Below are 24,974 nucleotides of genomic sequence, written 5' to 3'. Positions count from 1 at the left end.
TCGTTCATCTAGTTTTTGCATGATGATATTTTTGATTTATGTGGAGTTAGACACGATTTGTAAATGATTTGCAATGCATCGTAAATTCAAACCAATAGCAGAGATTATTGGATTGATAATATCTCCTATCATACCTTTCAAGAAGTTTCTACCCATCCGACCATATTGCTTTAAGTGACCTATTCAGGAGTTTCGCACTTAGCAAAATTGTGTATTAGTTAGAAGCCATTTAATGTTGTTCTGAATTGATGTTTTTATAACTTCCCAAGTTTGTTGATATAAAGTAATGTTTTCATTTATCCTCCTTTTGTTCATATCAAGCCAGGCCAATACAGCAAGGCAAATATGATTTCTTTGAGCTCGACCCGTGCGTGCCTGACAGCATTCAATACCACAAGTTTGTTTCAATTCTCGATGATAAACTTCTATAGACCAACGCGCCTTAACAATTTTCTCTATTTGCTCACGTGTAGGATTCTCTAAATTAGTTGTTATGTAATCAATGCGACCATTTTTTGCCACAAACTTAAATACCGTAACCCAACCGTATCCACGTAGGTGAATTTTTAGCCCTTCATCGGGAATCTCTAAAGTTTCCAAGCTAACATTACGATTAACTTTTCTATTTTTTCTTAGGTTGGTAACCCATATCCAACCTAAATTACGTATATGTTTTAAATTATCCAAACCACTATACCAAGCATCCATAACTATAGCATCAGGCTTGATACCTCTTTCTTTAGCTAAAGTAAGCATATCACAAAAATGCTCGTTCTTTGTTTTACCATCAGTTTCTTTATCATATATTCTATAATCTACAGGAGTAGATTGATCAATTTGAGTATTGTAATGCAGTAAGTTTACCATTCCTATACCAGGTATAACATCATGTACAGCCCCAGAATATTGATAATTTACAAGCTCGATCCTCTTACTGTATTGCTTTGACAATAAGGTGTCATCTCCTACTAATAAACAAGGATCTTCCAGATCAATATATTTTGACACTTTGCTATAGATTTCGCTAGGGCGAAAATCCTTACTCTTTAACCATCGACTTGCACTATCGTGCGATAGATCTAATGGACTTACTTCAGATAATGCTTTGCTAGTATATCTTACACTACTTGCTTGTAAGAATGATTTATATAAATCTTTGCTACATTTTGATCTTGTCATTTTTATCTAAAACTATTTTTCTCTAGATTAGCATATTATTTGCTAAGTGCGAAACTCCTGCTATTATTGGTTCTATGGCACTGCGTCTCTTGATCATAGACTTGTCCTCTTGTAACAACTTCTTCCGCGTTTTTGGGGTATATACCTTACTCTTCTCCTTTACATTGCTACCACTATACCCAAGATCAACAAATGATTTCTTTATCTTGATTCCAGTGACACTCTCTACTGCTTCAAAGCTCTGATGCAATGTATGACCATCATAAGGATTATTATGAAACGATTTTGCGGATAAAACAAAATTTCTACGACCACTTACTACTACCGCTACTTTATTGCCAAACTCATATGGCTTGTTGCGTTTTCCCTTTCCTATACACTCTACTTCAGGGGCATGAAAACTATATAATACTTTGTTATCTTCTTTATATTGCTTTTTAGCTTCTCTTTTTAAAACAGATTGGTTATGTATTTGTTTTATTTTTTGCAATACTTCTTGATTTTTGAGAGACAAGTTTAATTGCTTATTTTTGATCTCACGCTCACATACTCTAATCAAACGACCCAGTAATATTTTTAAATGCTTCATTATTTTCCAACGCTTCTTGGCTTTACTATGTTCTTTATATTTCCATAGCTTTACTATATCGCGTTTATAGGTTCTAGCGTATGTTTCATTCAAATGTATACCCAAACTGTTGCAAAGCTTTACTATGCTAAGCCTAGCTTTATCCATTAAATAAACATCGTGTGGGTGTTTGATATTCTTAATTTGTACAGTCGTATCAGCGATGATTAATTCCAAATCTTTTTTTTTAATTGTGTTAGTTTTTATCCCAACCCTGATCAACTCCGATAATATCTCATTATATCCAGCTTCACCTAATACACTACGAAACCGTCGTATACTAGTTTCCGAGATAGCTATGTCTTTTTCTATATATTCCCACCCGCAGAAATACTGCCAATACATATTCTCTTTTAGCTCTTCCTCTGATAATGAATCTGAAAAATTATACATTGCTTGTAGCATCGTTATGCCAAGCATCACTCTATGACATTTTCTATTTCTACCAAATTTCTTAATACAAACATTTTTTGATAACCACTCTTCGAGCCTAGACCAATTTATTAATTCTCTTAATTTATATAGCTTATTATTTGGGTTTAATTCTTCTTTTAATTTATAACCAAACAGTTTCCCTTGTTCTTGCGATTTGATAATGTTGTCTATTGGCATTGACTGAAATCCATAAGGTTTATGACCATATTTTATCATTTTCTTACGGATTGTTGTATTACTTCTTGTCTTAAAACCATATTATCTATAAGGCTTATAGAGTTTTGGCGGACGGACTAAATAGTCTATCCGCCAAAAACACTTCAAATCCTGATCATTTGTAATGGGATAGAGTTTTGACAACAAATTGCTAAGATTTTCAATAAAAATTAATAAGTTATGTTAATTTTTACTGATACATTTCTGTGTTGGTCTAATTTTGATATGGAGCTATTGTTAACGATTTTTTATCGTTCATCTAGTTTTTGCATGATGATATTTTTGATTTATGTGGAGTTAGACACGATTTGTAAATGATTTGCAATGCATCGTAAATTCAAACCAATAGCAGAGATTATTGGATTGATAATATCTCCTATCATACCTTTCAAGAAGTTTCTACCCATCCGACCATATTGCTTTAAGTGACCTATTATTGGTTCTATGGCACTGCGTCTCTTGATCATAGACTTGTCCTCTTGTAACAACTTCTTCCGCGTTTTTGGGGTATATACCTTACTCTTCTCCTTTACATTGCTACCACTATACCCAAGATCAACAAATGATTTCTTTATCTTGATTCCAGTGACACTCTCTACTGCTTCAAAGCTCTGATGCAATGTATGACCATCATAAGGATTATTATGAAACGATTTTGCGGATAAAACAAAATTTCTACGACCACTTACTACTACCGCTACTTTATTGCCAAACTCATATGGCTTGTTGCGTTTTCCCTTTCCTATACACTCTACTTCAGGGGCATGAAAACTATATAATACTTTGTTATCTTCTTTATATTGCTTTTTAGCTTCTCTTTTTAAAACAGATTGGTTATGTATTTGTTTTATTTTTTGCAATACTTCTTGATTTTTGAGAGACAAGTTTAATTGCTTATTTTTGATCTCACGCTCACATACTCTAATCAAACGACCCAGTAATATTTTTAAATGCTTCATTATTTTCCAACGCTTCTTGGCTTTACTATGTTCTTTATATTTCCATAGCTTTACTATATCGCGTTTATAGGTTCTAGCGTATGTTTCATTCAAATGTATACCCAAACTGTTGCAAAGCTTTACTATGCTAAGCCTAGCTTTATCCATTAAATAAACATCGTGTGGGTGTTTGATATTCTTAATTTGTACAGTCGTATCAGCGATGATTAATTCCAAATCTTTTTTTTTAATTGTGTTAGTTTTTATCCCAACCCTGATCAACTCCGATAATATCTCATTATATCCAGCTTCACCTAATACACTACGAAACCGTCGTATACTAGTTTCCGAGATAGCTATGTCTTTTTCTATATATTCCCACCCGCAGAAATACTGCCAATACATATTCTCTTTTAGCTCTTCCTCTGATAATGAATCTGAAAAATTATACATTGCTTGTAGCATCGTTATGCCAAGCATCACTCTATGACATTTTCTATTTCTACCAAATTTCTTAATACAAACATTTTTTGATAACCGCTCTTCGAGCCTAGACCAATTTATTAATTCTCTTAATTTATATAGCTTATTATTTGGGTTTAATTCTTCTTTTAATTTATAACCAAACAGTTTCCCTTGTTCTTGCGATTTGATAATGTTGTCTATTGGCATTGACTGAAATCCATAAGGTTTATGACCATATTTTATCATTTTCTTACGGATTGTTGTATTACTTCTTGTCTTAAAACCATATTATCTATAAGGCTTGTAGAGTTTTGGCGGACGGACTTTTTATCGTTCATCTAGTTTTTGCATGATGATATTTTTGATTTATGTGGAGTTAGACACGATTTGTAAATGATTTGCAATGCATCGTAAATTCAAACCAATAGCAGAGATTATTGGATTGATAATATCTCCTATCATACCTTTCAAGAAGTTTCTACCCATCCGACCATATTGCTTTAAGTGACCTATTATTGGTTCTATGGCACTGCGTCTCTTGATCATAGACTTGTCCTCTTGTAACAACTTCTTCCGCGTTTTTGGGGTATATACCTTACTCTTCTCCTTTACATTGCTACCACTATACCCAAGATCAACAAATGATTTCTTTATCTTGATTCCAGTGACACTCTCTACTGCTTCAAAGCTCTGATGCAATGTATGACCATCATAAGGATTATTATGAAACGATTTTGCGGATAAAACAAAATTTCTACGACCACTTACTACTACCGCTACTTTATTGCCAAACTCATATGGCTTGTTGCGTTTTCCCTTTCCTATACACTCTACTTCAGGGGCATGAAAACTATATAATACTTTGTTATCTTCTTTATATTGCTTTTTAGCTTCTCTTTTTAAAACAGATTGGTTATGTATTTGTTTTATTTTTTGCAATACTTCTTGATTTTTGAGAGACAAGTTTAATTGCTTATTTTTGATCTCACGCTCACATACTCTAATCAAACGACCCAGTAATATTTTTAAATGCTTCATTATTTTCCAACGCTTCTTGGCTTTACTATGTTCTTTATATTTCCATAGCTTTACTATATCGCGTTTATAGGTTCTAGCGTATGTTTCATTCAAATGTATACCCAAACTGTTGCAAAGCTTTACTATGCTAAGCCTAGCTTTATCCATTAAATAAACATCGTGTGGGTGTTTGATATTCTTAATTTGTACAGTCGTATCAGCGATGATTAATTCCAAATCTTTTTTTTTAATTGTGTTAGTTTTTATCCCAACCCTGATCAACTCCGATAATATCTCATTATATCCAGCTTCACCTAATACACTACGAAACCGTCGTATACTAGTTTCCGAGATAGCTATGTCTTTTTCTATATATTCCCACCCGCAGAAATACTGCCAATACATATTCTCTTTTAGCTCTTCCTCTGATAATGAATCTGAAAAATTATACATTGCTTGTAGCATCGTTATGCCAAGCATCACTCTATGACATTTTCTATTTCTACCAAATTTCTTAATACAAACATTTTTTGATAACCACTCTTCGAGCCTAGACCAATTTATTAATTCTCTTAATTTATATAGCTTATTATTTGGGTTTAATTCTTCTTTTAATTTATAACCAAACAGTTTCCCTTGTTCTTGCGATTTGATAATGTTGTCTATTGGCATTGACTGAAATCCATAAGGTTTATGACCATATTTTATCATTTTCTTACGGATTGTTGTATTACTTCTTGTCTTAAAACCATATTATCTATAAGGCTTGTAGAGTTTTGGCGGACGGACTATATACCAGTTTATTTATACATCTCCTATAGCACAAAGGCAAAAATTATATTTATCTTTAGCAAGAAAAAGGAAAAATAGGTTGCATCATGGTACAAGAATCAGAAACAAAAGAATTACAATACCAAATCGAGTTTCCATTACTGAAAGACCAGAGATAAATAGAAAGATAGCAGCAATAGGTCATTTAGAAGGTGATTTAACTTTTAACAAAGGTAATCAAAGTCGTAATATAGGCGCTCTTGTGGATATCAGAACACAAAAAGTGTTTCTCACTTTAAACCGTTCAAAAAGAACACAAGATGTGATTGGTAACATGAATAAAAAACTTAAACAATTGTCGCATATAATCAAAAGCATAACGTTAGATAATGGCAAAGAATTTACCAATCATGAACAACTATTGCCAAAATCTGAACGAAAAGTATATTTTTGCAATCCTTATTCTCCATGGCAAAAACCATTGATAGAGAAGATTAACTCAATGGTGCACAGAGTATACTCTAAATCTTTAGATATAAAAAAATTAACAATAAAGCAATTACAAGAAATTGAGGATTTTTTAAATAATTTACCAAGAAAAGTGCTCGGTTATAAAACACCCAATGAGGTATGGGAAGAAAATATAAATCTGGCTTAATTAATACTGGAATTTACCATACAACGCTTCTTCGCCACCAGTTTCATACAGTTCTTTAAATCTGTAATAACTATCTCTACTATATCCCATCGCTTTACATGCTGATGATATACTACCAAGGCTCTTAGCTAATTCAAGTAAACCTAATTTTGGTTTTATTATTTTTTGATTTAAGTTCATTCTTTATCTCCATTTAATAATTAATTTATTTTACTAAATGTAAGATATAATCTTGTATCTTAGTATTGTCTTTAGTAAACAACTATAAGATACTTAAGGGCACTTAAGTAAGAAGACTAATATGCCGTATTAAATCTTAGGGCTATGTAACCCTGTAGTTGAGATCAAACAATTAGTCTTCACATACTCATTAAAGATCGGACGGTATTCTTAGGTCTTGAAATTAATCAATGAACCTGTATTTACAAGGTTGATCTTTGGGTATTCTACTTATTATTAACATAGAAGGTCAAATATGAGTAGCATTATTTTGGGTATAGATATTTCTAAAGCAACATTTGACGTAGCTTTATTAAATGATAATAAAATCAAAACCAAAAAGTTTAATAATACTGCAAAAGGCTTTGCTGCACTAAAACAATGGTTAGAAAAAAAGGGAATAGATACTGCTCACGCTTGTATGGAATCAACAGGTGGTTACGAAGTTAGGTTAGCTCAATATCTTTATGATAATACATTTAAAGTTAGTGTCGTAAATCCAGCTCGCATCAAGGGCTTTGCAATGAGCAAGCTTTCAAGAGTTAAAACTGACAAATCTGATTGTGAATTGATAGCTTCTTTTTGCAAGGCTATGCAACCTGATCTTTGGCAACCAACCCCTATACATATTAAAGAATTACAACAATGGGTAAGACGCTTGGATAGTTTGATTGCTAATAAAAATCAAGAAAATAATAGATTGAGCGGAGCAAGTAAAGCAGTTGCCATTAACATTATGATTCATATTGAATTTCTGGATAAGCAAATTAAGGAAGTAGAAGAACTTATCTCTAATCATATTAAAGGACACAAAGACTTACATGATAAAAGTAAACTTCTTCAGGAGTTTCGCACTTAGCAAAATTGTGTATTAGTTAGAAGCCATTTAATGTTGTTCTGAATTGATGTTTTTATAACTTCCCAAGTTTGTTGATATAAAGTAATGTTTTCATTTATCCTCCTTTTGTTCATATCAAGCCAGGCCAATACAGCAAGGCAAATATGATTTCTTTGAGCTCGACCCGTGCGTGCCTGACAGCATTCAATACCACAAGTTTGTTTCAATTCTCGATGATAAACTTCTATAGACCAACGCGCCTTAACAATTTTCTCTATTTGCTCACGTGTAGGATTCTCTAAATTAGTTGTTATGTAATCAATGCGACCATTTTTTGCCACAAACTTAAATACCGTAACCCAACCGTATCCACGTAGGTGAATTTTTAGCCCTTCATCGGGAATCTCTAAAGTTTCCAAGCTAACATTACGATTAACTTTTCTATTTTTTCTTAGGTTGGTAACCCATATCCAACCTAAATTACGTATATGTTTTAAATTATCCAAACCACTATACCAAGCATCCATAACTATAGCATCAGGCTTGATACCTCTTTCTTTAGCTAAAGTAAGCATATCACAAAAATGCTCGTTCTTTGTTTTACCATCAGTTTCTTTATCATATATTCTATAATCTACAGGAGTAGATTGATCAATTTGAGTATTGTAATGCAGTAAGTTTACCATTCCTATACCAGGTATAACATCATGTACAGCCCCAGAATATTGATAATTTACAAGCTCGATCCTCTTACTGTATTGCTTTGACAATAAGGTGTCATCTCCCACTAATAAACAAGGATCTTCCAGATCAATATATTTTGACACTTTGCTATAGATTTCGCTAGGGCGAAAATCCTTACTCTTTAACCATCGACTTGCACTATCGTGCGATAGATCTAATGGACTTACTTCAGATAATGCTTTGCTAGTATATCTTACACTACTTGCTTGTAAGAATGATTTATATAAATCTTTGCTACATTTTGATCTTGTCATTTTTATCTAAAACTATTTTTCTCTAGATTAGCATATTATTTGCTAAGTGCGAAACTCCTGTTCTTGATTCAATCCCTGGTATAGGAGAAAAAACAATAGGAGTGATACTTGCTTTTCTTGTTGTAGAAAATTTTAATTCTGCAAAACAACTAGCTGCGTTTGTTGGTCTTAACCCAAAGCCAAAACAATCAGGCACTTCTGTCCATGGAATAGGAAAAATATCAAAAACAGGAGATGCTAATTTACGTAAAGCTTTTTATATGCCTGCCATAGTTGCTATAAAACATAATCCGATTATTAAGGATTTTAGTCAACGTTTGAGCAATGTTGGAAAATCTAAAATGGTTATAGTGATTGCTGCTATGCGTAAGTTGCTTCACATAATTTATGGTGTTCTTAATAACAAAACATCTTTTAGTGCAAATATAAAAACCCTGTAAAATAAAATTGAGGTAAAATAATGAAAAAGTTGTTGACACTCAAGACGGTATCTCAACTATTACAGCTTAATTAATACTGGAATTTACCGCATATAAGGATATTATCTTTTGGTCTAAGCCATCTATTCTTGTTTGTTTCTTTGAGACTATTATAGGTTCAAATTTACCTTGTCTGTCTCTTGGAACATTTAGCTCTATAGTCTATCCGCCAAAAACACTTCAAATCCTGATCATTTGTAATGGGATAGAGTTTTGACAACAAATTGCTAAGATTTTCAATAAAAATTAATAAGTTATGTTAATTTTTACTGATACATTTCTGTGTTGGTCTAATTTTGATATGGAGCTATTGTTAACGATTTTTTATCGTTCATCTAGTTTTTGCATGATGATATTTTTGATTTATGTGGAGTTAGACACGATTTGTAAATGATTTGCAATGCATCGTAAATTCAAACCAATAGCAGAGATTATTGGATTGATAATATCTCCTATCATACCTTTCAAGAAGTTTCTACCCATCCGACCATATTGCTTTAAGTGACCTATTATTGGTTCTATGGCACTGCGTCTCTTGATCATAGACTTGTCCTCTTGTAACAACTTCTTCCGCGTTTTTGGGGTATATACCTTACTCTTCTCCTTTACATTGCTACCACTATACCCAAGATCAACAAATGATTTCTTTATCTTGATTCCAGTGACACTCTCTACTGCTTCAAAGCTCTGATGCAATGTATGACCATCATAAGGATTATTATGAAACGATTTTGCGGATAAAACAAAATTTCTACGACCACTTACTACTACCGCTACTTTATTGCCAAACTCATATGGCTTGTTGCGTTTTCCCTTTCCTATACACTCTACTTCAGGGGCATGAAAACTATATAATACTTTGTTATCTTCTTTATATTGCTTTTTAGCTTCTCTTTTTAAAACAGATTGGTTATGTATTTGTTTTATTTTTTGCAATACTTCTTGATTTTTGAGAGACAAGTTTAATTGCTTATTTTTGATCTCACGCTCACATACTCTAATCAAACGACCCAGTAATATTTTTAAATGCTTCATTATTTTCCAACGCTTCTTGGCTTTACTATGTTCTTTATATTTCCATAGCTTTACTATATCGCGTTTATAGGTTCTAGCGTATGTTTCATTCAAATGTATACCCAAACTGTTGCAAAGCTTTACTATGCTAAGCCTAGCTTTATCCATTAAATAAACATCGTGTGGGTGTTTGATATTCTTAATTTGTACAGTCGTATCAGCGATGATTAATTCCAAATCTTTTTTTTTAATTGTGTTAGTTTTTATCCCAACCCTGATCAACTCCGATAATATCTCATTATATCCAGCTTCACCTAATACACTACGAAACCGTCGTATACTAGTTTCCGAGATAGCTATGTCTTTTTCTATATATTCCCACCCGCAGAAATACTGCCAATACATATTCTCTTTTAGCTCTTCCTCTGATAATGAATCTGAAAAATTATACATTGCTTGTAGCATCGTTATGCCAAGCATCACTCTATGACATTTTCTATTTCTACCAAATTTCTTAATACAAACATTTTTTGATATAGCTAACGCGGAAAGGTTTTTACCATAGTTTTTGTATTTACTCACATATTCACCAGATCTCAATCCTATTAAACATTGCTGGACTAACTTTAAAAACTGTTTACGTAAAATTATTGATCAATGCCTAAGTTTTTCCTAATCTGTGGTAGAAACATTTCCGTGTTAGCTATAACCACTCTTCGAGCCTAGACCAATTTATTAATTCTCTTAATTTATATAGCTTATTATTTGGGTTTAATTCTTCTTTTAATTTATAACCAAACAGTTTCCCTTGTTCTTGCGATTTGATAATGTTGTCTATTGGCATTGACTGAAATCCATAAGGTTTATGACCATATTTTATCATTTTCTTACGGATTGTTGTATTACTTCTTGTCTTAAAACCATATTATCTATAAGGCTTGTAGAGTTTTGGCGGACGGACTCTATAGTACCATTCTCACTAATCAGATTCTTACTAAAACTACCATTCCTCGCATTCTCAGTTTCAGCTCTATCATACTTGCTATAACCTAAATGTTCTGACATCTCAGCATGCAGTGCTCGCTCTAAAATACCCTTGGTTAATTCCTTAATTAATCCATTCTGACTTAGTACTGTTTTTAAATCTACTCCACCTTCTATCAGCAAATCTATTGCTTCATTTATTTTTTTATTCTTCTCTATTTGCATTTCTGTTACCTATATTTTTAATTACTTCTAATATAGGCTCAACAAAAATTTACACAATCATTGCAAAAGACTCATACAAATTAATATTATACTAATATCTTAATAAAAAATTAACTATCTTACTATAGATTTGTTTTTTTGTGTTAAGTTTTGCTTTTGTTTTTCTACTTGACGCTTTACTATCTGATTTAATTCTTCACGTCTTTTTTTATAATTGTAGGTAATATTGTTCTCTGTTTTTGTATCTATATTTTGTTTTTTAATGACATTGATATCATATAAGCGTTGGCATTGCATATTTTAGTTCCTAATAAAATCGTTATAACAATATAGACGGAAAGGAGCAGAGCTCATTTTCCAAAAGAACATCTTTAAAGATCAGATTATTATGACTTTTTAGGTTTAAAGAATTTATCAGTTTTTGGTGGTACTGCTTCTTTAGTAACTAAAGAAGCCTTCGTCCCATCTAGGTTAAAGCATTGTTTTCCTTCGATCAATAGTTTTTTGTATCTTTTATCAGAGCAATATCTTTTAAAAAATCTGCGAATTTGTTGGTTTGAGAAATTATCCTTTTCTGCATCTATAATTTCTTTATGAATACCTATAGCTAGAGGTTTTGCAGGAATAGAAAAGCAGAGAGGGTATTTTGTTTGTAATAATTTTAGAACGTGTTTGTATTCTGCTTTCCATCTTGCAAGTTTAGTTTTGATAGCTTCTTGTTGTTCTTGTGCTAATATTTGTGCTTTAGCGACTTTATTGTTGCAAGCATTAGGCTTGAGATATTTAGTAGGTTTAGTATTAGCCGTTTTTTGCTGCAGCATATTTTTATCGATGACCACTACTTGTTTTTGTGGTAGTTGAGGTAAAATAGTTTGCAGCGGCATTGTAAGCTTTAATGTGGATCTAGCAGTTTGCATAATGCTTCTGACTCATTGCTTAGTTTGTTGATTTCAGCAATAGATAAACCGGTAACTTGAGAAATAAAATCATAATCAGAGCCAGCAGCAAGCATATTTTTTGCCACTTCATATTTTCCTTTAGCTTCTCCGATCTGCATACCTCTAGCTTCGCCTCTAGCTTCAGCGGATTCAATCATGAAATCTTCGACAGCTTTGTTATCCATGATGCGTTTAATTTCCTGCTCATAAGCAAGGAGTTCTGCTTCATTCCAGTTAAACTGATTTAATGCTTCATAAGCACGCCCTACTACAAGATCACTACCTATAATTTTCTGCAGGTCAGCTTCACTTGTGTTAGTAGCATATTTAAAAAAATAGCACCATTTTTCGGTAATAGTTTTTAAGTTTTCAATTTTATCTATATTAAATTTAGGTAGTTCAATAAAGCTAAAAGAGAAATCCTTTAAGTCATGTTCAAAAGTAACTTTATCAAGGATAACATGATGAGAGATATAATCAGCTTTATCAGGGAAGATAATATAATCACTAATAGCAATAAAGATGACTTCCTTAAGGTTAGCATAGAGACCGTCTTGTTTTTGTCCTTGGGATAGTTGTCGAGAATAGGCTTTAGCAGCATAATATTGAGCTCTTTTCTCAAAGCCTTTAGAAGGGGAGACTTGCATTTCTACGATGATTTGCGTACCATTTTGAGCTTTACAAAGAACATCGACGAGAGATTGCTTTTTATAAGCAATCTCGGGATCTTGGATAGGACTTAAGAAAGTAACATCCTGTATTTGTTCATTATCTTTAAATTCCATGATGTCATTAATAAAATGAATAAGAATATCTTTGTTTTTTTCAGAACCAAAGATTTTCTTGAAGGCGACATCATTTTTAGGATCGAGGAACTTTGAAACTGCCATAATTAGTTACTAATATTTGTATGTGCATTATATTATAGACCTGAATTCTGGATTAATCTAGGTTTGGAAGTAAGTATTTACAAGGGATAGAAGATACTCTATATAATTTTTAGCAAAAAAACAAGAGTATCCCCATGAAGAAAGATATTACTGCATTATTTTGTTTTGTCGATGATTTTTGTAAAATTAGCGAGCAGTGGATTAATAAATCATTTCTACCATTAATTAATAAAAACCCTACAAGAAAGCCTGAAATAAGCTATTCTGAGCGGCTTTGTTGCATAAATAAGCTTTTGAATATACTGCCCCTAACCCCGCAATGCTAGCCTAGCCAACAGGCACAGAGATAGGTTTACCAATTTCAAACATTTTGTTTAATAAGTGGCATTTAATAGACATTTCTTTTGTCATATTTTGATCATGTCTTGATAGAAACTTACTACCAAAAGAAGTTTTAAATCGAAAGAACGTGTTCTCTACACGCTCCCTTCTACCATAATTATTCTTTACCCTCCATGCTTGGTATCCTTTGTTTTGTTGATATATAACAGCTGCATCTCTCTCAGTTTTATCCCTAAGCGATTGAACTTTTACTGAAGAGTTTGGGGGTCTAATAACTGGTTTTATCTTCTTCTTTCTCAACAATTGATATGTAGATTCACCGTCATACCCTCGATCTCCCAGAAAATCCTTGGCTCTGACATTAGCTATTAGTAGTCCAATCTGTGATCTATCATCTATAGTATGCTCTGTGGTACTATCGGCAAGTATCATACCTTGATCTTCTATAACGATATGTAGCTTTTTCCATATGCGACGCTTATATTGCTTACCATGCTTATTTTCTAGCCATTCGTTCCCTGTGTAGGCTTGTATCCCTGTACTATCCATTGAAATACAACTAAATTCTTTATCTTGATTTCCATGTAAATACCTAAGATCTAATGACTTCATACGCTTACTTAATGTTGTATAGTCTGGACATCTAATAGATAAACCCGATATTTCAAAGAGCCAGTTTATAAAGCCTTGGGTTTGGCGTAACTTAAGACCGAATAAGCATCTGATCTTCAAACACTGTAATATAGCGTGATCACTATAGCGTCTAGGTCTTCCTCGTTTCATTTCCTCTCTGTAATCAGCATACCAGCCAATCGCCAAATCACTGGCAATCATAAAATCTATGCGACCCCTATTGCGTAAAAAATTATTATATTCTGACCAATTCGTTATTTTATATTTAGAATACTTGCGTGATTTACTAAAAGGGGCTTTCTTCCGAGATCTCATATAATCTGGATTATTTTTAATTCAGGACATCTTACCAGATTATCACCACTCTTGCTCTACAAATCTTATTTATGCAACAAAGCCATTGATCATTATCTGAATAAATATAATTATCACAGATTTCATTCAAGTATTGGTTATAAAAAGCCTATGAATGTATATCTGAATTATATGCAAAATTATCAGCAAATTGCTGCCTGATAATCGAAAAATTAGGAAAACATACTACTCATTTTTTTGTCTTGATTTTTCAGTCCACTATCATTATCCCCTCCTACATTATCAGCATCACCAATCGTAGCAACCGTTATGTCATTATGGTCAATATAATTCAGACATACGGCATTTGATGATCGATCTTACTTTTAAAACATGAAATAACCTCATTTTTCTCTATTCTCAGCTCAATATTCTGTATTTGTCGCTCTAACTTTTCTGATGATTTACTATATCGTTTAGATTTTAATAACGCCAGTTGTTCCTTTAAACTATTATTTTCTTCAGTTCATGACCTATTTTCTGCATAAGAAATTTATTTTTAATTGTCAATGATTCTATATCAAGATTTAATGTTGCAACAATTTGATGCAACTCTCTTATTTCTGATAGTAAATTTTTATTAATCACAAATGATATTCCAGTATCTCAAATCAAGTACTAACATTACAGAAGCCATTTTTTATAAATAGCAAATCCAACTACTTATTACTAAAAAACTATCCAAATGACTAATTGTTATAGTAAAACTATATAGACTAAATTATCAAGTGTATATTTGAAATTAAAACTACATTGCTAAAACTAAAACGAATTTATCCAATATATTCAGGTCTATTAGACCATCTTGGATTACGCCAATCTATACCTTCTATTAACATTGATAATTGTGCCTTGGTAATGCTAATAGATTGCTTTTAATCAACCTTAGGCCATGTGAACTTACCACTATCTATAATACACACAAAAACCTTGACCATGTGCAGAACTAAATTTGCCTATCCCCGAGGTAAGCCTACGGGATATTAACGGCAAATTTCCCTTTGGACCGTTCTGCTTTTATTCAAACAATCGTGGCAAGCCACGGGAAATTCAACCTAGGAGCAACTAAATAACCCTCAGCTTATAGCTGAGGGTTGTATGTAAGATCAAATATCAACTACTAAATCTGATAAGCGTTTTAAGAATTCTGACAATTCAGTTTTTAAATGAACAAATGCAGCATCACTATTTTTATTACTTTTAATCTGTTTTTCAAGATCTTTTATGCTTCGGATTAAGGTATTATATCCTGAATCATTGCCAGTATATCCTAGTTCTTTTGCTCTTTCCAAATTATCCCTCGCACTAGCCAAGTAGTTTAAAGCAATTTCCTTGTCTGTTTTATAATTTTCTTCTGCCATTTTAGACATAATGTTAGCATGGATTATAGGCAGTGGTATTGTTCTATTAATGCTAACGAGCTCAACAAGAGCATTTTCTAATGTTTCTATTGCTGCCTTTGATTTTTTTTCTTCTATTAAGCGTGCAGCGGTCTTAAGTGCAGAGGGATATGTTGCTAAAGGTAAATTATAGGTATGAATATTAATTTCATCTCGTAAAATATTTAGCAATACACGACTATGAGGATAGTTTTTTTCCTTTATTGCTTTTTCTGCTGCTTTACTGATATTTCTAATATTACTTATTTTTTGCGGAGCCGCATCTATTAGTATTACCTGTGAAGATATCGGTAGTAAAGCGTTTTCAGGACGACGAGCTAATAATATATTAACTTTGCCTGTAGCATATTCAATTGTAGCAATAGCCTCTTTTTCTTTACCCTCTTTCAAATAAGATATGGCTTTTTTGGTGTTATCAATGACAGTAACTGCATCTTGGACAATAGCTTCTTCCATCTGTTGTTTGACTTGTTGATGCTGCTGTTCAATTGCTGAGTGAGCAATTTCTTTACTTTGAGCCCATACCGTAGGAGCATAGCACAAAATAATAAACATGAATCCTCTGAGGATATTTGGTATGTTTGAACTATAAACTAAAAATTTAAATATATATTTATACATGGTAACCTACTCTTATGGATTGATTGCAGTGTAAACAGATTGTATTCAAGAGTTTTCTTATTATTGCTTTAGCCACAGAACTTCTTATAGATTTTATATGCTTATAAAATCTATTAAGATATATGGACTACACTTTTTCACAATAAGCAAACACCGTGCACTAAAGTTATTCTAAGTTTTATAAACGAAAAATTTAACTCAACCATATCAACGCTCCAACGAAACTTAGAAAGCACATAAATACGTTCATTTGTGATAGTGCTTTTTTGTTCAAATTTATACTATCACACTTCCTTGTTTTTTATCTTTACTGAGAAAACTTCATATAACCCAGGAGCAGTTATGCTATTAGCAAATCGTTGTTAACGTTTTCAACTCCTGGTATAGACCAAGCTGCGTCTACCGCTTCATCCATTTCATCAAAATTACGCACTGCGCCTTTAAGGACTATTGTTTTTCCTTCTACTTTTACTTGAATTTTACTAGCATCAATCCTAGCGTGACGTTCAAACTCCTTGGTAATCTGTTCTTTTACTTTATGCGCATCTATATTAGCTGAAGCTTTTACTATAATATTATTAATTACTGATTTTACTCCCCCAAGATTTCTGACGGCAGACACAGCTGCATTTCTTTGATATTGCCATTCTACTTCTCCTGATAAAGTAATATAACCGTCTTCTACTATTATTTTAATACGCTCATCAGGTATCATTAAGTTTGATTTTAATGCTTTATTTGCTTCTTCGGCTATTTCTACATCACTTCTTTTAATCATTGTAGTTGCATCTACCTTAATTTCATCTACTACTCCTCGAATTCCAGCTATACTCTTTACAGCATTCTCAGCAACCGATTTTTCGACAAAGGTTTTAACTGTCCCTCCTAATACTACGATATCATGATTGCCTTTTATTGCGACAGTAATATTTGTATCATCAAGTCTTGGTTCAAAGCGAAGTTTTTCCATTACTTTAGTATATAATTTGCCATTACTGACCATAATTACCTCTATTTTAAAATTAACAATTACAATATTTTTAAGTAGAATCCATCCTTCTGGATTCTACTATAATAATATAGTTTTTTAAATTACTTTAATCTTTTTAGCTTTACTTTGTTCTTTTTTAGGTATCTTAATAGATAAGATACCATCCTTAAATTGTGCTTCTATATGTTCTTCATCAATATTAGATGGTAAACTAATAGAACGGTAGAAAGAGCCATAATATCGTTCCTGCATATGATAATTATAATCTTTTTTTTCAGTAGATTGTTCTTTTTGACCTTCAATAGTTAGGATGTTACTGTCTATTTTTAGATCAATATTATCTTGTGTAACGCCTGGTAATTCCATTTCTAGATTATACTCAGAGTCATTTTCCATAATATTAGTTCTTGGTGATAGCATTCTATTATTTTCAGAAGCAGGATAAGAAAAAGAAGCTATTTCATTAAAGATATCATCAATATAGCTTCTTTTATTAGAGTTATTTTGGAGTTCTGATTTATTTCTAATACGTGGTAAATTAAAAGCCATAAAAACCTCCTATTTAAGTTAAATAATAATAAATTAATACATTATCTGATGAACGAACATTAGAATTACCCATGACGAGGCTCTGTCTCATCAATTGTGTAAATTTCGTGAACCATTAAATTCTACCATCAAATTTGATCATAAAATGAGCCATAGCTTCATTCCAATTGGGGATAGGCATAGACCATTTTTTGGTAATATAATCAATTGTCAGATATAAAACCTTAAATACTGCGTCATCATTTGGCAAGATGCGTTTATTCTTAGTAACTTTTCTCAATTGGCTATTCAGCGATTCTATCGCATTTGTAGTGTAAATAATCTTACGAATCTCCTTTTGATATTGCAAGAAAATTATCAAATTATCCCAATTATTATACCAAGATTTAGCTATATGCGGATATTGCTTACTCCATTTTTGATCAAATGACTCAAGAGCTAATTCTGCTTCTTTTTCAGTAGCAGAAGTATAGATTAGTTTCAAATCCGCTGCTAATTGCTTTCTATCTTTATATGATACATATTTGAGGCTATTCCTGATCTGATGGACAATACAAATTTGATGTTCAGTTTTCGGATATACTGATGCAATAGCATCAGACATACCAGTTAGATTATCACTACAAGCAATTAAGATATCTTTTACTCCTCGATTCTTCATTTCAGTAAAATTACCAAGCCAAAATTTAGCTCCTTCATTCTCACTTATCCATAAGCCTAAAATATCCTTTCTGCCAGATAAATCTATTCCTAAAGCTACATATACTGATTTATTAATAATAAGTTTATCTTGTCTTACTTTCACTACTAAACAGTCAAAATATACTATAGGGTATACTGATTCAAGAGGTCTACTCTGCCAAATCTTGACCTCATCTATTACTTCATCTGTAATCCTGCTGATTAGGCTCTCACTGATCTCAGCTCCATATAATTCTTGCAATTGTGTTTTAATATCAGACACACTCATACCCTTCGCATATAAGGATATTATCTTTTGGTCTAAGCCATCTATTCTTGTTTGTTTCTTTGAGACTATTATAGGTTCAAATTTACCTTGTCTGTCTCTTGGAACATTTAGCTCTATAGTACCATTCTCACTAATCAGATTCTTACTAAAACTACCATTCCTCCTGAAGTTTTGACAAAATCCTTTCCATAAGGAGAAATGTATTCCAATTTTTTTATACTTTTTTAGTAATAACAAAATTTATTTATTCTATTTGGGTACATAATGTGTCAAAAACTGTAGCAATTTTGTCTAATATTGCTGGTTTATACTTACTAATATTATTTGGTAATTCTAGCTTTTTATTAAATGAGGTTTTGGTAATTTGGTTACTTCCATCAAAACTTGATTTTATTGTAATTTCCAACTTACCGTGTTTATTACTTTTGCGTATTACTGGTGCAAATGGTTTGACCTGATGATTATTTCTAATATTTCTATGATCTGGTATCCCTCTGGATACAGACTTTTCTAATATTTCTTCAAGGGCAATTTGTGGCATAGATCTATAAACTTCACTTGGAGACAACATATTGCTATTGATTTTTTTATCCCATGCCCTTACTTTTCTTGCCTTAACTGAAGATTGTGCATGATACAATATGTTGTACGCTAGCATTACGAATAACATATAATCCTCATCTTTATTTGGATCATTCGTTTGAAATTTATCCATCAATAATTTTGACTTACCAAATTTAAAAAAATGCTCAATATCAAACCTTTGTCTATAGTATTCATATACTTCTTTACCACTGATTTTATCTTTTTGTTGGCCAGAAACACATAACCATAAATCTCTGTTATATTTCCTATTTCCTGATGCATCTAACACCTTAACCTGAATAAAATTCAGCGGTTTATCAGACATGATATGCTGTTTCTTACCCTTGATTAGATAATTCTTAAATAGTGAAATACTAATTGATATGTCACCATTTTTTGTAGCCTTTACTACAGTTTCTTCTGTATCTGGAATCAGTAAATTATCAGAACTACTACAAGAAATCTTAGCTCCATAAGATCTTTTACGACCTCTTGTTTTTTGCTCCTCTATATATATTTTGTAAATACTGCGAATGATGCTCCTCGCAGCAGAGCTACGAGGTATCTAAAAAAGTTTTAGTTGTTTCTTATGATATCACGAAGCAGAGCTTCGGGGAATTAAACCCTGAGAGATTAATTCTTTGGCGGGTTATTGTTACCGTATTTGCTTCATTGTGCAGCGGGTGAATAAAAGATAGAGCGCTATAACCTGCATCACCTACTGTTATATTTAGAGCCTTTTGTGGTATTTGCTTAACAATTTTCATTATTTGTTTGCTACCTTTGCTATACTTATTCTCATCTGATTTTACTCTATTTATAGATATTGGTACAGACCATTTAGGCTGAGCACCGATGCAAACTACACTATATTCATAACCCGCAACTGGTCGGTTATTAGCATTCTGTCTAATATATGTACGATCAATTGCTTTCTTGGAATCTTTCTTGCTACTCACTGTAGTATCTATTTGCAGTAAGTTTTTACCCTCATTAATCAGTTTACTTATTAAGTATTTTTCTATATCTTCTCGAGTCTTAAAACGTTGCTCATCTCTTATATTTAATGATTCATCACGAGCACAGTAAAAATTCTCTATAGCTCTGTATACACTTGACCAACTACGCTGAAAATATTTATTAGTTGTTAATTCAACAACAGATCTTGCTTTAACGCTATCATTAGTTACTAGTGATAGTATTAATTCTAAAACCACATCTTGATTATAGGGGGAAATTTTTTATTTCTTGCAACATTTCTTGCATAATCATACACACTAAAAACCATTTTGTATTTGAGCGTATTTATATCATACTTTATAAGTTTGGTTATCTTTTTGTCAAAACTTCAGATTCCTCGCATTCTCAGTTTCAGCTCTATCATACTTGCTATAACCTAAATGTTCTGACATCTCAGCATGCAGTGCTCGCTCTAAAATACCCTTGGTTAATTCCTTAATTAATCCATTCTGACTTAGTACTGTTTTTAAATCTACTCCACCTTCTATCAGCAAATCTATTGCTTCATTTATTTTTTTATTCTTCTCTATTTGCATTTCTGTTACCTATATTTTTAATTACTTCTAATATAGGCTCAACAAAAATTTACACAATCATTGCAAAAGACTCCTATTTTTGGAAATTAGTGACACAAGTGATATTTTTTAGAGTTTTGGCGGAGGGACTAACTATTATCTTTTGATAATATTTGTTGTGATTCGTCTGATAAAACTTGTTCCTCTTCTTCATCTATTCTTGCGTTTGCTATACTGCCTGTTGCTACAGATTCAGAATATGAAGATTCATCAGATTCGGAAGACGAGTGAGATGCTACTTCCCAGTCTAAAATATCCGAATGACTTACACCTGCACCAAGCACAAACAAATCATCAGTACTAGTACTAATCTCTACTTGTCTTGCTTGCTCACTATCACTTTCTGTTTGCGAAAAACTATCGCTTAATTGAGTTGGTACAGTTTGAACTTCCGCATTACTACTTAATATATGTGTCTGCGTAGCTACTTCAGTAACAGGTATTACTAGGCTATCTGTTTGAACAGATACTACAGACATGTTACTTGAAGCCTGCACACCAGCGTCCCGCGTGCTGCTCTCTGTTTGCGTGCCTTGTGTATTTCGCTTGAGTATTTCTGCAGCTTCTTCGTATCTACCTAATACCTCTAAACAATATCCTTTGTTTAAGTACGCTTCGCCAAACTCTTCGTCTAACTTTGTTGCTTGGGTGAACTCTTCTAACGCCTCCTGAAATTTTCCTATTGAGGCTAAACTCCTGCCTAAGCTGTTGTAAATTTTTGCGTCTTCTGGCTTTAGTGCTTTTGCTATTTGGCTATCGGTGACGGTAGTACCTTTCTGATGCAAAGCGTCTGCAAAATCAGGTCTTTTCTTAATACTGAAGTTTTGACAAAAAGATAACCAAACTTATAAAGTATGATATAAATACGCTCAAATACAAAATGGTTTTTAGTGTGTATGATTATGCAAGAAATGTTGCAAGAAATAAAAAATTTTCCCCTATAATCAAGATGTGGTTTTAGAATTAATACTATCACTAGTAACTAATGATAGCGTTAAAGCAAGATCTGTTGTTGAATTAACAACTAATAAATATTTTCAGCGTAGTTGGTCAAGTGTATACAGAGCTATAGAGAATTTTTACTGTGCTCGTGATGAATCATTAAATATAAGAGATGAGCAACGTTTTAAGACTCGAGAAGATATAGAAAAATACTTAATAAGTAAACTGATTAATGAGGGTAAAAACTTACTGCAAATATAGCTAACGCGGAAAGGTTTTTACCATAGTTTTTGTATTTACTCACATATTCACCAGATCTAAATCCTATTAAACATTGCTGGACTAACTTTAAAAACTGTTTACGTAAAATTATTGATCAATGCCTAAGTTTTTCCTAATCTGTGGTAGAAACATTTCCGTGTTAGCTATAGATACTACAGTGAGTAGCAAGAAAGATTCCAAGAAAGCAATTGATCGTACATATATTAGACAGAATGCTAATAACCGACCAGTTGCGGGTTATGAATATAGTGTAGTTTGCATCGGTGCTCAGCCTAAATGGTCTGTACCAATATCTATAAATAGAGTAAAATCAGATGAGAATAAGTATAGCAAAGGTAGCAAACAAATAATGAAAATTGTTAAGCAAATACCACAAAAGGCTCTAAATATAACAGTAGGTGATGCAGGTTATAGCGCTCTATCTTTCATTCACCCGCTGCACAATGAAGCCAATACGGTAACAATAACCCGCCAAAGAATTAATCGCAGTATTTACAAAATATAATAGAGGAGCAAAAAACAAGAGGTCGTAAAAGATCTTATGGAGCTAAGATTTCTTGTAGTAGTTCTGATAATTTACTGATTCCAGATACAGAAGAAACTGTAGTAAAGGCTACAAAAAATGGTGACATATCAATTAGTATTTCACTATTTAAGAATTATCTAATCAAGGGCAAGAAACAGCATATCATGTCTGATAAACCGCTGAATTTTATTCAGGTTAAGGTGTTAGATGCATCAGGAAATAGGAAATATAACAGAGATTTATGGTTATGTGTTTCTGGCCAACAAAACGATAAAATCAGTGGTAAAGAAGTATATGAATACTATAGACAAAGGTTTGATATTGAGCATTTTTTTAAATTTGGTAAGCCAAAATTATTGATGGATAAATTTCAAACGAATGATCCAAATAAAGATGAGGATTATATGTTATTCGTAATGCTAGCGTACAACATATTGTATCATGCACAATCTTCAGTTAAGGCAAGAAAAGTAAGGGCATGGGATAAAAAAATCAATAGCAATATGTTGTCTCCAAGTGAAGTTTATAGATCTATGCCACAAATTGCCCTTGAAGAAATATTAGAAAAGTCTATATCCAGAGGGATACCAGATCATAGAAATATTAGAAATAATCATCAGGTCAAACCATTTGCACCAGTAATACGCAAAAGTAATAAACACGGTAAGTTGGAAATTACAATAAAATCAAGTTTTGATGGAAGTAACCAAATTACCAAAACCTCATTTAATAAAAAGCTAGAATTACCAAATAATATTAGTAAGTATAAACCAGCAATATTAGACAAAATTGCTACAGTTTTTGACACATTATGTACCCAAATAGAATAAATAAATTTTGTTATTAGATAGTGGACTAATGGTATGGACCTCCTGATATAGAGAATGAAAAGCAGTTGCTAATCTTCTAGGGTTAATATTTAACATATTAAAACAACAATTAAGGAGGTCCATATGGAGGTTACTACAATTGGTATAGATATTGCAAAAAGAATTTTTCAAATTCATGGTGTAGATAAAAATGGCAAGACAGTATTAAAGAAAAAATTGATGAGAGATCAGGTTTTGACATTTATGGCTAATTTACCACAATGTTTAGTAGGGATGGAAGCTTGTGGTGGTTCTAGTTATTGGGCAAGAGAAATAACTAAATTAGGGCATGAAGTAAAACTAATGGCACCGCAATTTGTCAAACCATATGTTAAAACTAATAAAAATGATCAAGCAGATGCTGAAGCGATATGTGAAGCCGTGACAAGACCTAATATGAGATTTGTTGCAATTAAAACTATAGAGCAACAAGAAATTTTATCAATACATAGGGTAAGAGAGAGATTGGTAAAAAATCGTACAGCACTTGCTAATGAAATTAGGGGGCTACTACATGAGTTTGGTTTTATTGTTCCTCAAGGCATTAATAAGGTTATCACAAAATTAATTGAGATTTTAGATGCAGGGAAATTAAGCCAGTTAAGTTATCAAACATTTAGTGAACTAAAAGAAGAATTCTTAGATAATAACAGAAAAATAAAAGAGATAGAAAAACGATTAACAATGATAGCAAGTAACCTAACTCAATATCAACGATTAAGAGCTATACCTGGTCTTGGTTTAATTACTGCTACTGCTTTAATAGCATCAATAGGTAATGCTACAAGTTTTGAGAATGGCAGGCAATTATCGGCATGGCTAGGATTAGTGCCAAGACAACATTCAAGTGGTGGGAAGGATAAGCTGCTGGGAATTAGCAAGCGAGGTGATGTATACTTACGCACTTTATTAATTCAAGGGGCTAGAGCTGTACTAAATGCCAAGATAAGATTTACATCGGAAGAACAGAAATCTAAAAAAGATTTTAGCCAATTTACGAAATGGATGTTTAATTTATCTGAGCGAAGTAGCCATAATAAAACGACAGTTGCCATAGCTAATAAGTTGGCAAGAGTGGTGTTTGCTGTACTAAGATCAGGAGATGATTATGTAGAGAGTAAAGTTTGTAGCTAAAGAGTGTGTAGCATAGCACTTATAAGTAAAATAAATGGTGATTTATATAATGAATAGGTAAAAGCAAAACAATATGTAAGAGATTCCAACCCGAAATATGCTTGAGATAATTAATATTGATGGTAAATAAGACAAACCTTAGCTTACAAAAAAACTGCGTTTTTCAGTGGCTCTTTTAGAAGCCGATGGACTGATAAGTATATAGTTTGTAAGCCAGCGAATTCCATCAGGGCTGTAGAATAAATTAGGTTGATTTATCAGCTATAAGCCGGATACATGACTGCATTTG

21 protein-coding genes and 9 pseudogenes are annotated in these 24,974 nt (G+C 32.4%); 8 read left to right on the top strand and 22 right to left on the bottom strand.

Annotated elements, in window-relative coordinates; all coding sequences use genetic code 11:
- Positions 1 to 198: 198 nt before the first annotated feature.
- From AAHI98_RS05770 to AAHI98_RS05755, 4 genes are all read right to left on the bottom strand, one after another.
- Positions 199 to 1,179 (bottom strand): IS701 family transposase, encoded by a 981-nt coding sequence (locus AAHI98_RS05770; protein ID WP_342224656.1) that lies wholly within the window; start codon positions 1,177 to 1,179, stop codon positions 199 to 201.
- A 22-nt stretch (positions 1,180 to 1,201) separates the two neighbouring features.
- Positions 1,202 to 2,458 carry an IS5 family transposase gene (locus tag AAHI98_RS05765; RefSeq protein ID WP_342225296.1) on the bottom strand — a complete coding sequence of 419 codons (1,257 nt, stop codon included), beginning with the start codon at positions 2,456 to 2,458 and terminating at the stop codon, positions 1,202 to 1,204.
- Between the two features lie 287 nt (positions 2,459 to 2,745).
- Positions 2,746 to 4,107, bottom strand: coding sequence for an IS5 family transposase (locus tag AAHI98_RS05760; RefSeq protein WP_342225295.1), 1,362 nt, complete (start codon positions 4,105 to 4,107; stop codon positions 2,746 to 2,748).
- A gap of 120 nt (positions 4,108 to 4,227) precedes the next feature.
- Entirely contained in the window at positions 4,228 to 5,589 is a 1,362-nt protein-coding gene (locus AAHI98_RS05755) for an IS5 family transposase (RefSeq protein ID WP_342224717.1), read from the bottom strand.
- A 76-nt stretch (positions 5,590 to 5,665) separates the two neighbouring features.
- On the opposite strand from AAHI98_RS05755, the pseudogene AAHI98_RS05750 reads away from it, so the two are divergent.
- Positions 5,666 to 6,307, top strand: a pseudogene (locus AAHI98_RS05750) (IS30 family transposase); the annotation flags it as partial.
- Between the two features lie 18 nt (positions 6,308 to 6,325).
- Here AAHI98_RS05750 and AAHI98_RS05745 read toward each other — a convergent pair.
- Positions 6,326 to 6,487 (bottom strand): annotated as a pseudogene (locus AAHI98_RS05745) (helix-turn-helix domain-containing protein); the annotation flags it as partial.
- A 295-nt stretch (positions 6,488 to 6,782) separates the two neighbouring features.
- Here AAHI98_RS05745 and AAHI98_RS05740 point away from each other — a divergent pair.
- A pseudogene (locus tag AAHI98_RS05740) lies at positions 6,783 to 7,370 on the top strand (IS110 family transposase); the annotation flags it as partial.
- 11 nt (positions 7,371 to 7,381) lie between these two features.
- Here the strand turns inward: AAHI98_RS05740 and AAHI98_RS05735 are convergent.
- Positions 7,382 to 8,362 carry an IS701 family transposase gene (locus AAHI98_RS05735; protein ID WP_342224656.1) on the bottom strand — a complete coding sequence of 327 codons (981 nt, stop codon included), beginning with the start codon at positions 8,360 to 8,362 and terminating at the stop codon, positions 7,382 to 7,384.
- A gap of 59 nt (positions 8,363 to 8,421) precedes the next feature.
- Between AAHI98_RS05735 and AAHI98_RS05730 the strand changes: the two are divergent.
- Positions 8,422 to 8,802: pseudogene (locus AAHI98_RS05730) on the top strand (transposase); the annotation flags it as partial.
- A 69-nt stretch (positions 8,803 to 8,871) separates the two neighbouring features.
- Here AAHI98_RS05730 and AAHI98_RS05725 read toward each other — a convergent pair.
- The 6 genes and pseudogenes from AAHI98_RS05725 to AAHI98_RS05700 all read right to left on the bottom strand — a co-directional run.
- A pseudogene (locus AAHI98_RS05725) lies at positions 8,872 to 9,003 on the bottom strand (transposase); the annotation flags it as partial.
- 201 nt (positions 9,004 to 9,204) lie between these two features.
- Positions 9,205 to 10,437 (bottom strand): IS5 family transposase, encoded by a 1,233-nt coding sequence (locus AAHI98_RS05720; RefSeq protein ID WP_342225294.1) that lies wholly within the window; start codon positions 10,435 to 10,437, stop codon positions 9,205 to 9,207.
- Between the two features lie 121 nt (positions 10,438 to 10,558).
- The gene (locus tag AAHI98_RS05715; RefSeq protein WP_342225293.1) at positions 10,559 to 10,738 is read right to left on the bottom strand and encodes a hypothetical protein; all 180 of its coding nucleotides are present in this window, start codon (positions 10,736 to 10,738) and stop codon (positions 10,559 to 10,561) included.
- A gap of 77 nt (positions 10,739 to 10,815) precedes the next feature.
- Positions 10,816 to 11,058, bottom strand: a pseudogene (locus AAHI98_RS05710) (transposase); the annotation flags it as partial.
- Positions 11,059 to 11,450: 392 nt separating this feature from the next.
- Positions 11,451 to 11,981: a ProQ/FINO family protein gene (locus AAHI98_RS05705; RefSeq protein WP_342225291.1), complete on the bottom strand. Its 531-nt coding sequence runs from the start codon at positions 11,979 to 11,981 to the stop codon at positions 11,451 to 11,453.
- Positions 11,957 to 12,892: an Rpn family recombination-promoting nuclease/putative transposase gene (locus AAHI98_RS05700; RefSeq protein ID WP_342225290.1), complete on the bottom strand. Its 936-nt coding sequence runs from the start codon at positions 12,890 to 12,892 to the stop codon at positions 11,957 to 11,959. Before AAHI98_RS05700 ends, AAHI98_RS05705 begins: the two co-directional genes overlap by 25 nt.
- A gap of 134 nt (positions 12,893 to 13,026) precedes the next feature.
- On the opposite strand from AAHI98_RS05700, the pseudogene AAHI98_RS05695 reads away from it, so the two are divergent.
- Positions 13,027 to 13,176 (top strand): annotated as a pseudogene (locus AAHI98_RS05695) (IS982 family transposase); the annotation flags it as partial.
- Between the two features lie 43 nt (positions 13,177 to 13,219).
- Here the strand turns inward: AAHI98_RS05695 and AAHI98_RS05690 are convergent.
- From AAHI98_RS05690 to AAHI98_RS05650, 10 genes and pseudogenes are all read right to left on the bottom strand, one after another.
- Complete coding sequence (locus AAHI98_RS05690) at positions 13,220 to 14,182, bottom strand: IS5 family transposase (RefSeq protein ID WP_342224734.1); 963 nt, start codon at positions 14,180 to 14,182, stop codon at positions 13,220 to 13,222.
- 331 nt (positions 14,183 to 14,513) lie between these two features.
- Positions 14,514 to 14,657, bottom strand: a complete 144-nt coding sequence (locus AAHI98_RS18110) for a hypothetical protein (protein ID WP_410526214.1) — start codon at positions 14,655 to 14,657, stop codon at positions 14,514 to 14,516.
- Positions 14,658 to 15,327: 670 nt separating this feature from the next.
- The gene (locus tag AAHI98_RS05685; RefSeq protein ID WP_342225288.1) at positions 15,328 to 16,242 is read right to left on the bottom strand and encodes a YfdX family protein; all 915 of its coding nucleotides are present in this window, start codon (positions 16,240 to 16,242) and stop codon (positions 15,328 to 15,330) included.
- A gap of 340 nt (positions 16,243 to 16,582) precedes the next feature.
- Positions 16,583 to 17,245: a BON domain-containing protein gene (locus AAHI98_RS05680; RefSeq protein WP_342225287.1), complete on the bottom strand. Its 663-nt coding sequence runs from the start codon at positions 17,243 to 17,245 to the stop codon at positions 16,583 to 16,585.
- A gap of 84 nt (positions 17,246 to 17,329) precedes the next feature.
- A complete protein-coding gene (locus AAHI98_RS05675) occupies positions 17,330 to 17,782 on the bottom strand; it encodes an Hsp20/alpha crystallin family protein (protein ID WP_342225286.1) in 453 nt (150 codons plus the stop codon).
- A gap of 115 nt (positions 17,783 to 17,897) precedes the next feature.
- Positions 17,898 to 18,914: pseudogene (locus tag AAHI98_RS05670) on the bottom strand (IS256 family transposase); the annotation flags it as partial.
- A gap of 82 nt (positions 18,915 to 18,996) precedes the next feature.
- A complete protein-coding gene (locus AAHI98_RS05665; RefSeq protein ID WP_342225284.1) occupies positions 18,997 to 19,662 on the bottom strand; it encodes a transposase in 666 nt (221 codons plus the stop codon).
- Positions 19,663 to 19,924: 262 nt separating this feature from the next.
- Positions 19,925 to 20,554: a hypothetical protein gene (locus tag AAHI98_RS05660; RefSeq protein WP_342225283.1), complete on the bottom strand. Its 630-nt coding sequence runs from the start codon at positions 20,552 to 20,554 to the stop codon at positions 19,925 to 19,927.
- A gap of 126 nt (positions 20,555 to 20,680) precedes the next feature.
- Positions 20,681 to 20,893: pseudogene (locus tag AAHI98_RS05655) on the bottom strand (transposase); the annotation flags it as partial.
- 128 nt (positions 20,894 to 21,021) lie between these two features.
- The gene (locus AAHI98_RS05650) at positions 21,022 to 21,717 is read right to left on the bottom strand and encodes a tetratricopeptide repeat protein (protein ID WP_342225281.1); all 696 of its coding nucleotides are present in this window, start codon (positions 21,715 to 21,717) and stop codon (positions 21,022 to 21,024) included.
- A 166-nt stretch (positions 21,718 to 21,883) separates the two neighbouring features.
- Here AAHI98_RS05650 and AAHI98_RS05645 point away from each other — a divergent pair, with 166 nt between their 5' ends.
- The 4 genes from AAHI98_RS05645 (at position 21,884) to AAHI98_RS05630 (ending at position 24,685) form a co-directional block, all read left to right on the top strand.
- A complete protein-coding gene (locus AAHI98_RS05645) occupies positions 21,884 to 22,135 on the top strand; it encodes a hypothetical protein (protein ID WP_342225280.1) in 252 nt (83 codons plus the stop codon).
- 178 nt (positions 22,136 to 22,313) lie between these two features.
- Positions 22,314 to 22,661, top strand: a complete 348-nt coding sequence (locus AAHI98_RS05640; RefSeq protein ID WP_342225279.1) for a hypothetical protein — start codon at positions 22,314 to 22,316, stop codon at positions 22,659 to 22,661.
- Between the two features lie 185 nt (positions 22,662 to 22,846).
- Positions 22,847 to 23,512 carry a transposase gene (locus AAHI98_RS05635; RefSeq protein WP_342225278.1) on the top strand — a complete coding sequence of 222 codons (666 nt, stop codon included), beginning with the start codon at positions 22,847 to 22,849 and terminating at the stop codon, positions 23,510 to 23,512.
- Between the two features lie 123 nt (positions 23,513 to 23,635).
- On the top strand, positions 23,636 to 24,685 hold the full coding sequence (locus AAHI98_RS05630; protein ID WP_342224642.1) for an IS110 family RNA-guided transposase: 1,050 nt from the start codon (positions 23,636 to 23,638) through the stop codon (positions 24,683 to 24,685).
- The last annotated feature ends 289 nt before the right edge of the window (positions 24,686 to 24,974 follow it).

The organism is Rickettsia endosymbiont of Urophora cardui, assembly GCF_964030725.1.
Classification (GTDB): domain Bacteria; phylum Pseudomonadota; class Alphaproteobacteria; order Rickettsiales; family Rickettsiaceae; genus Rickettsia.
This window is presented reverse-complemented; position numbering and strand designations above follow the sequence as displayed.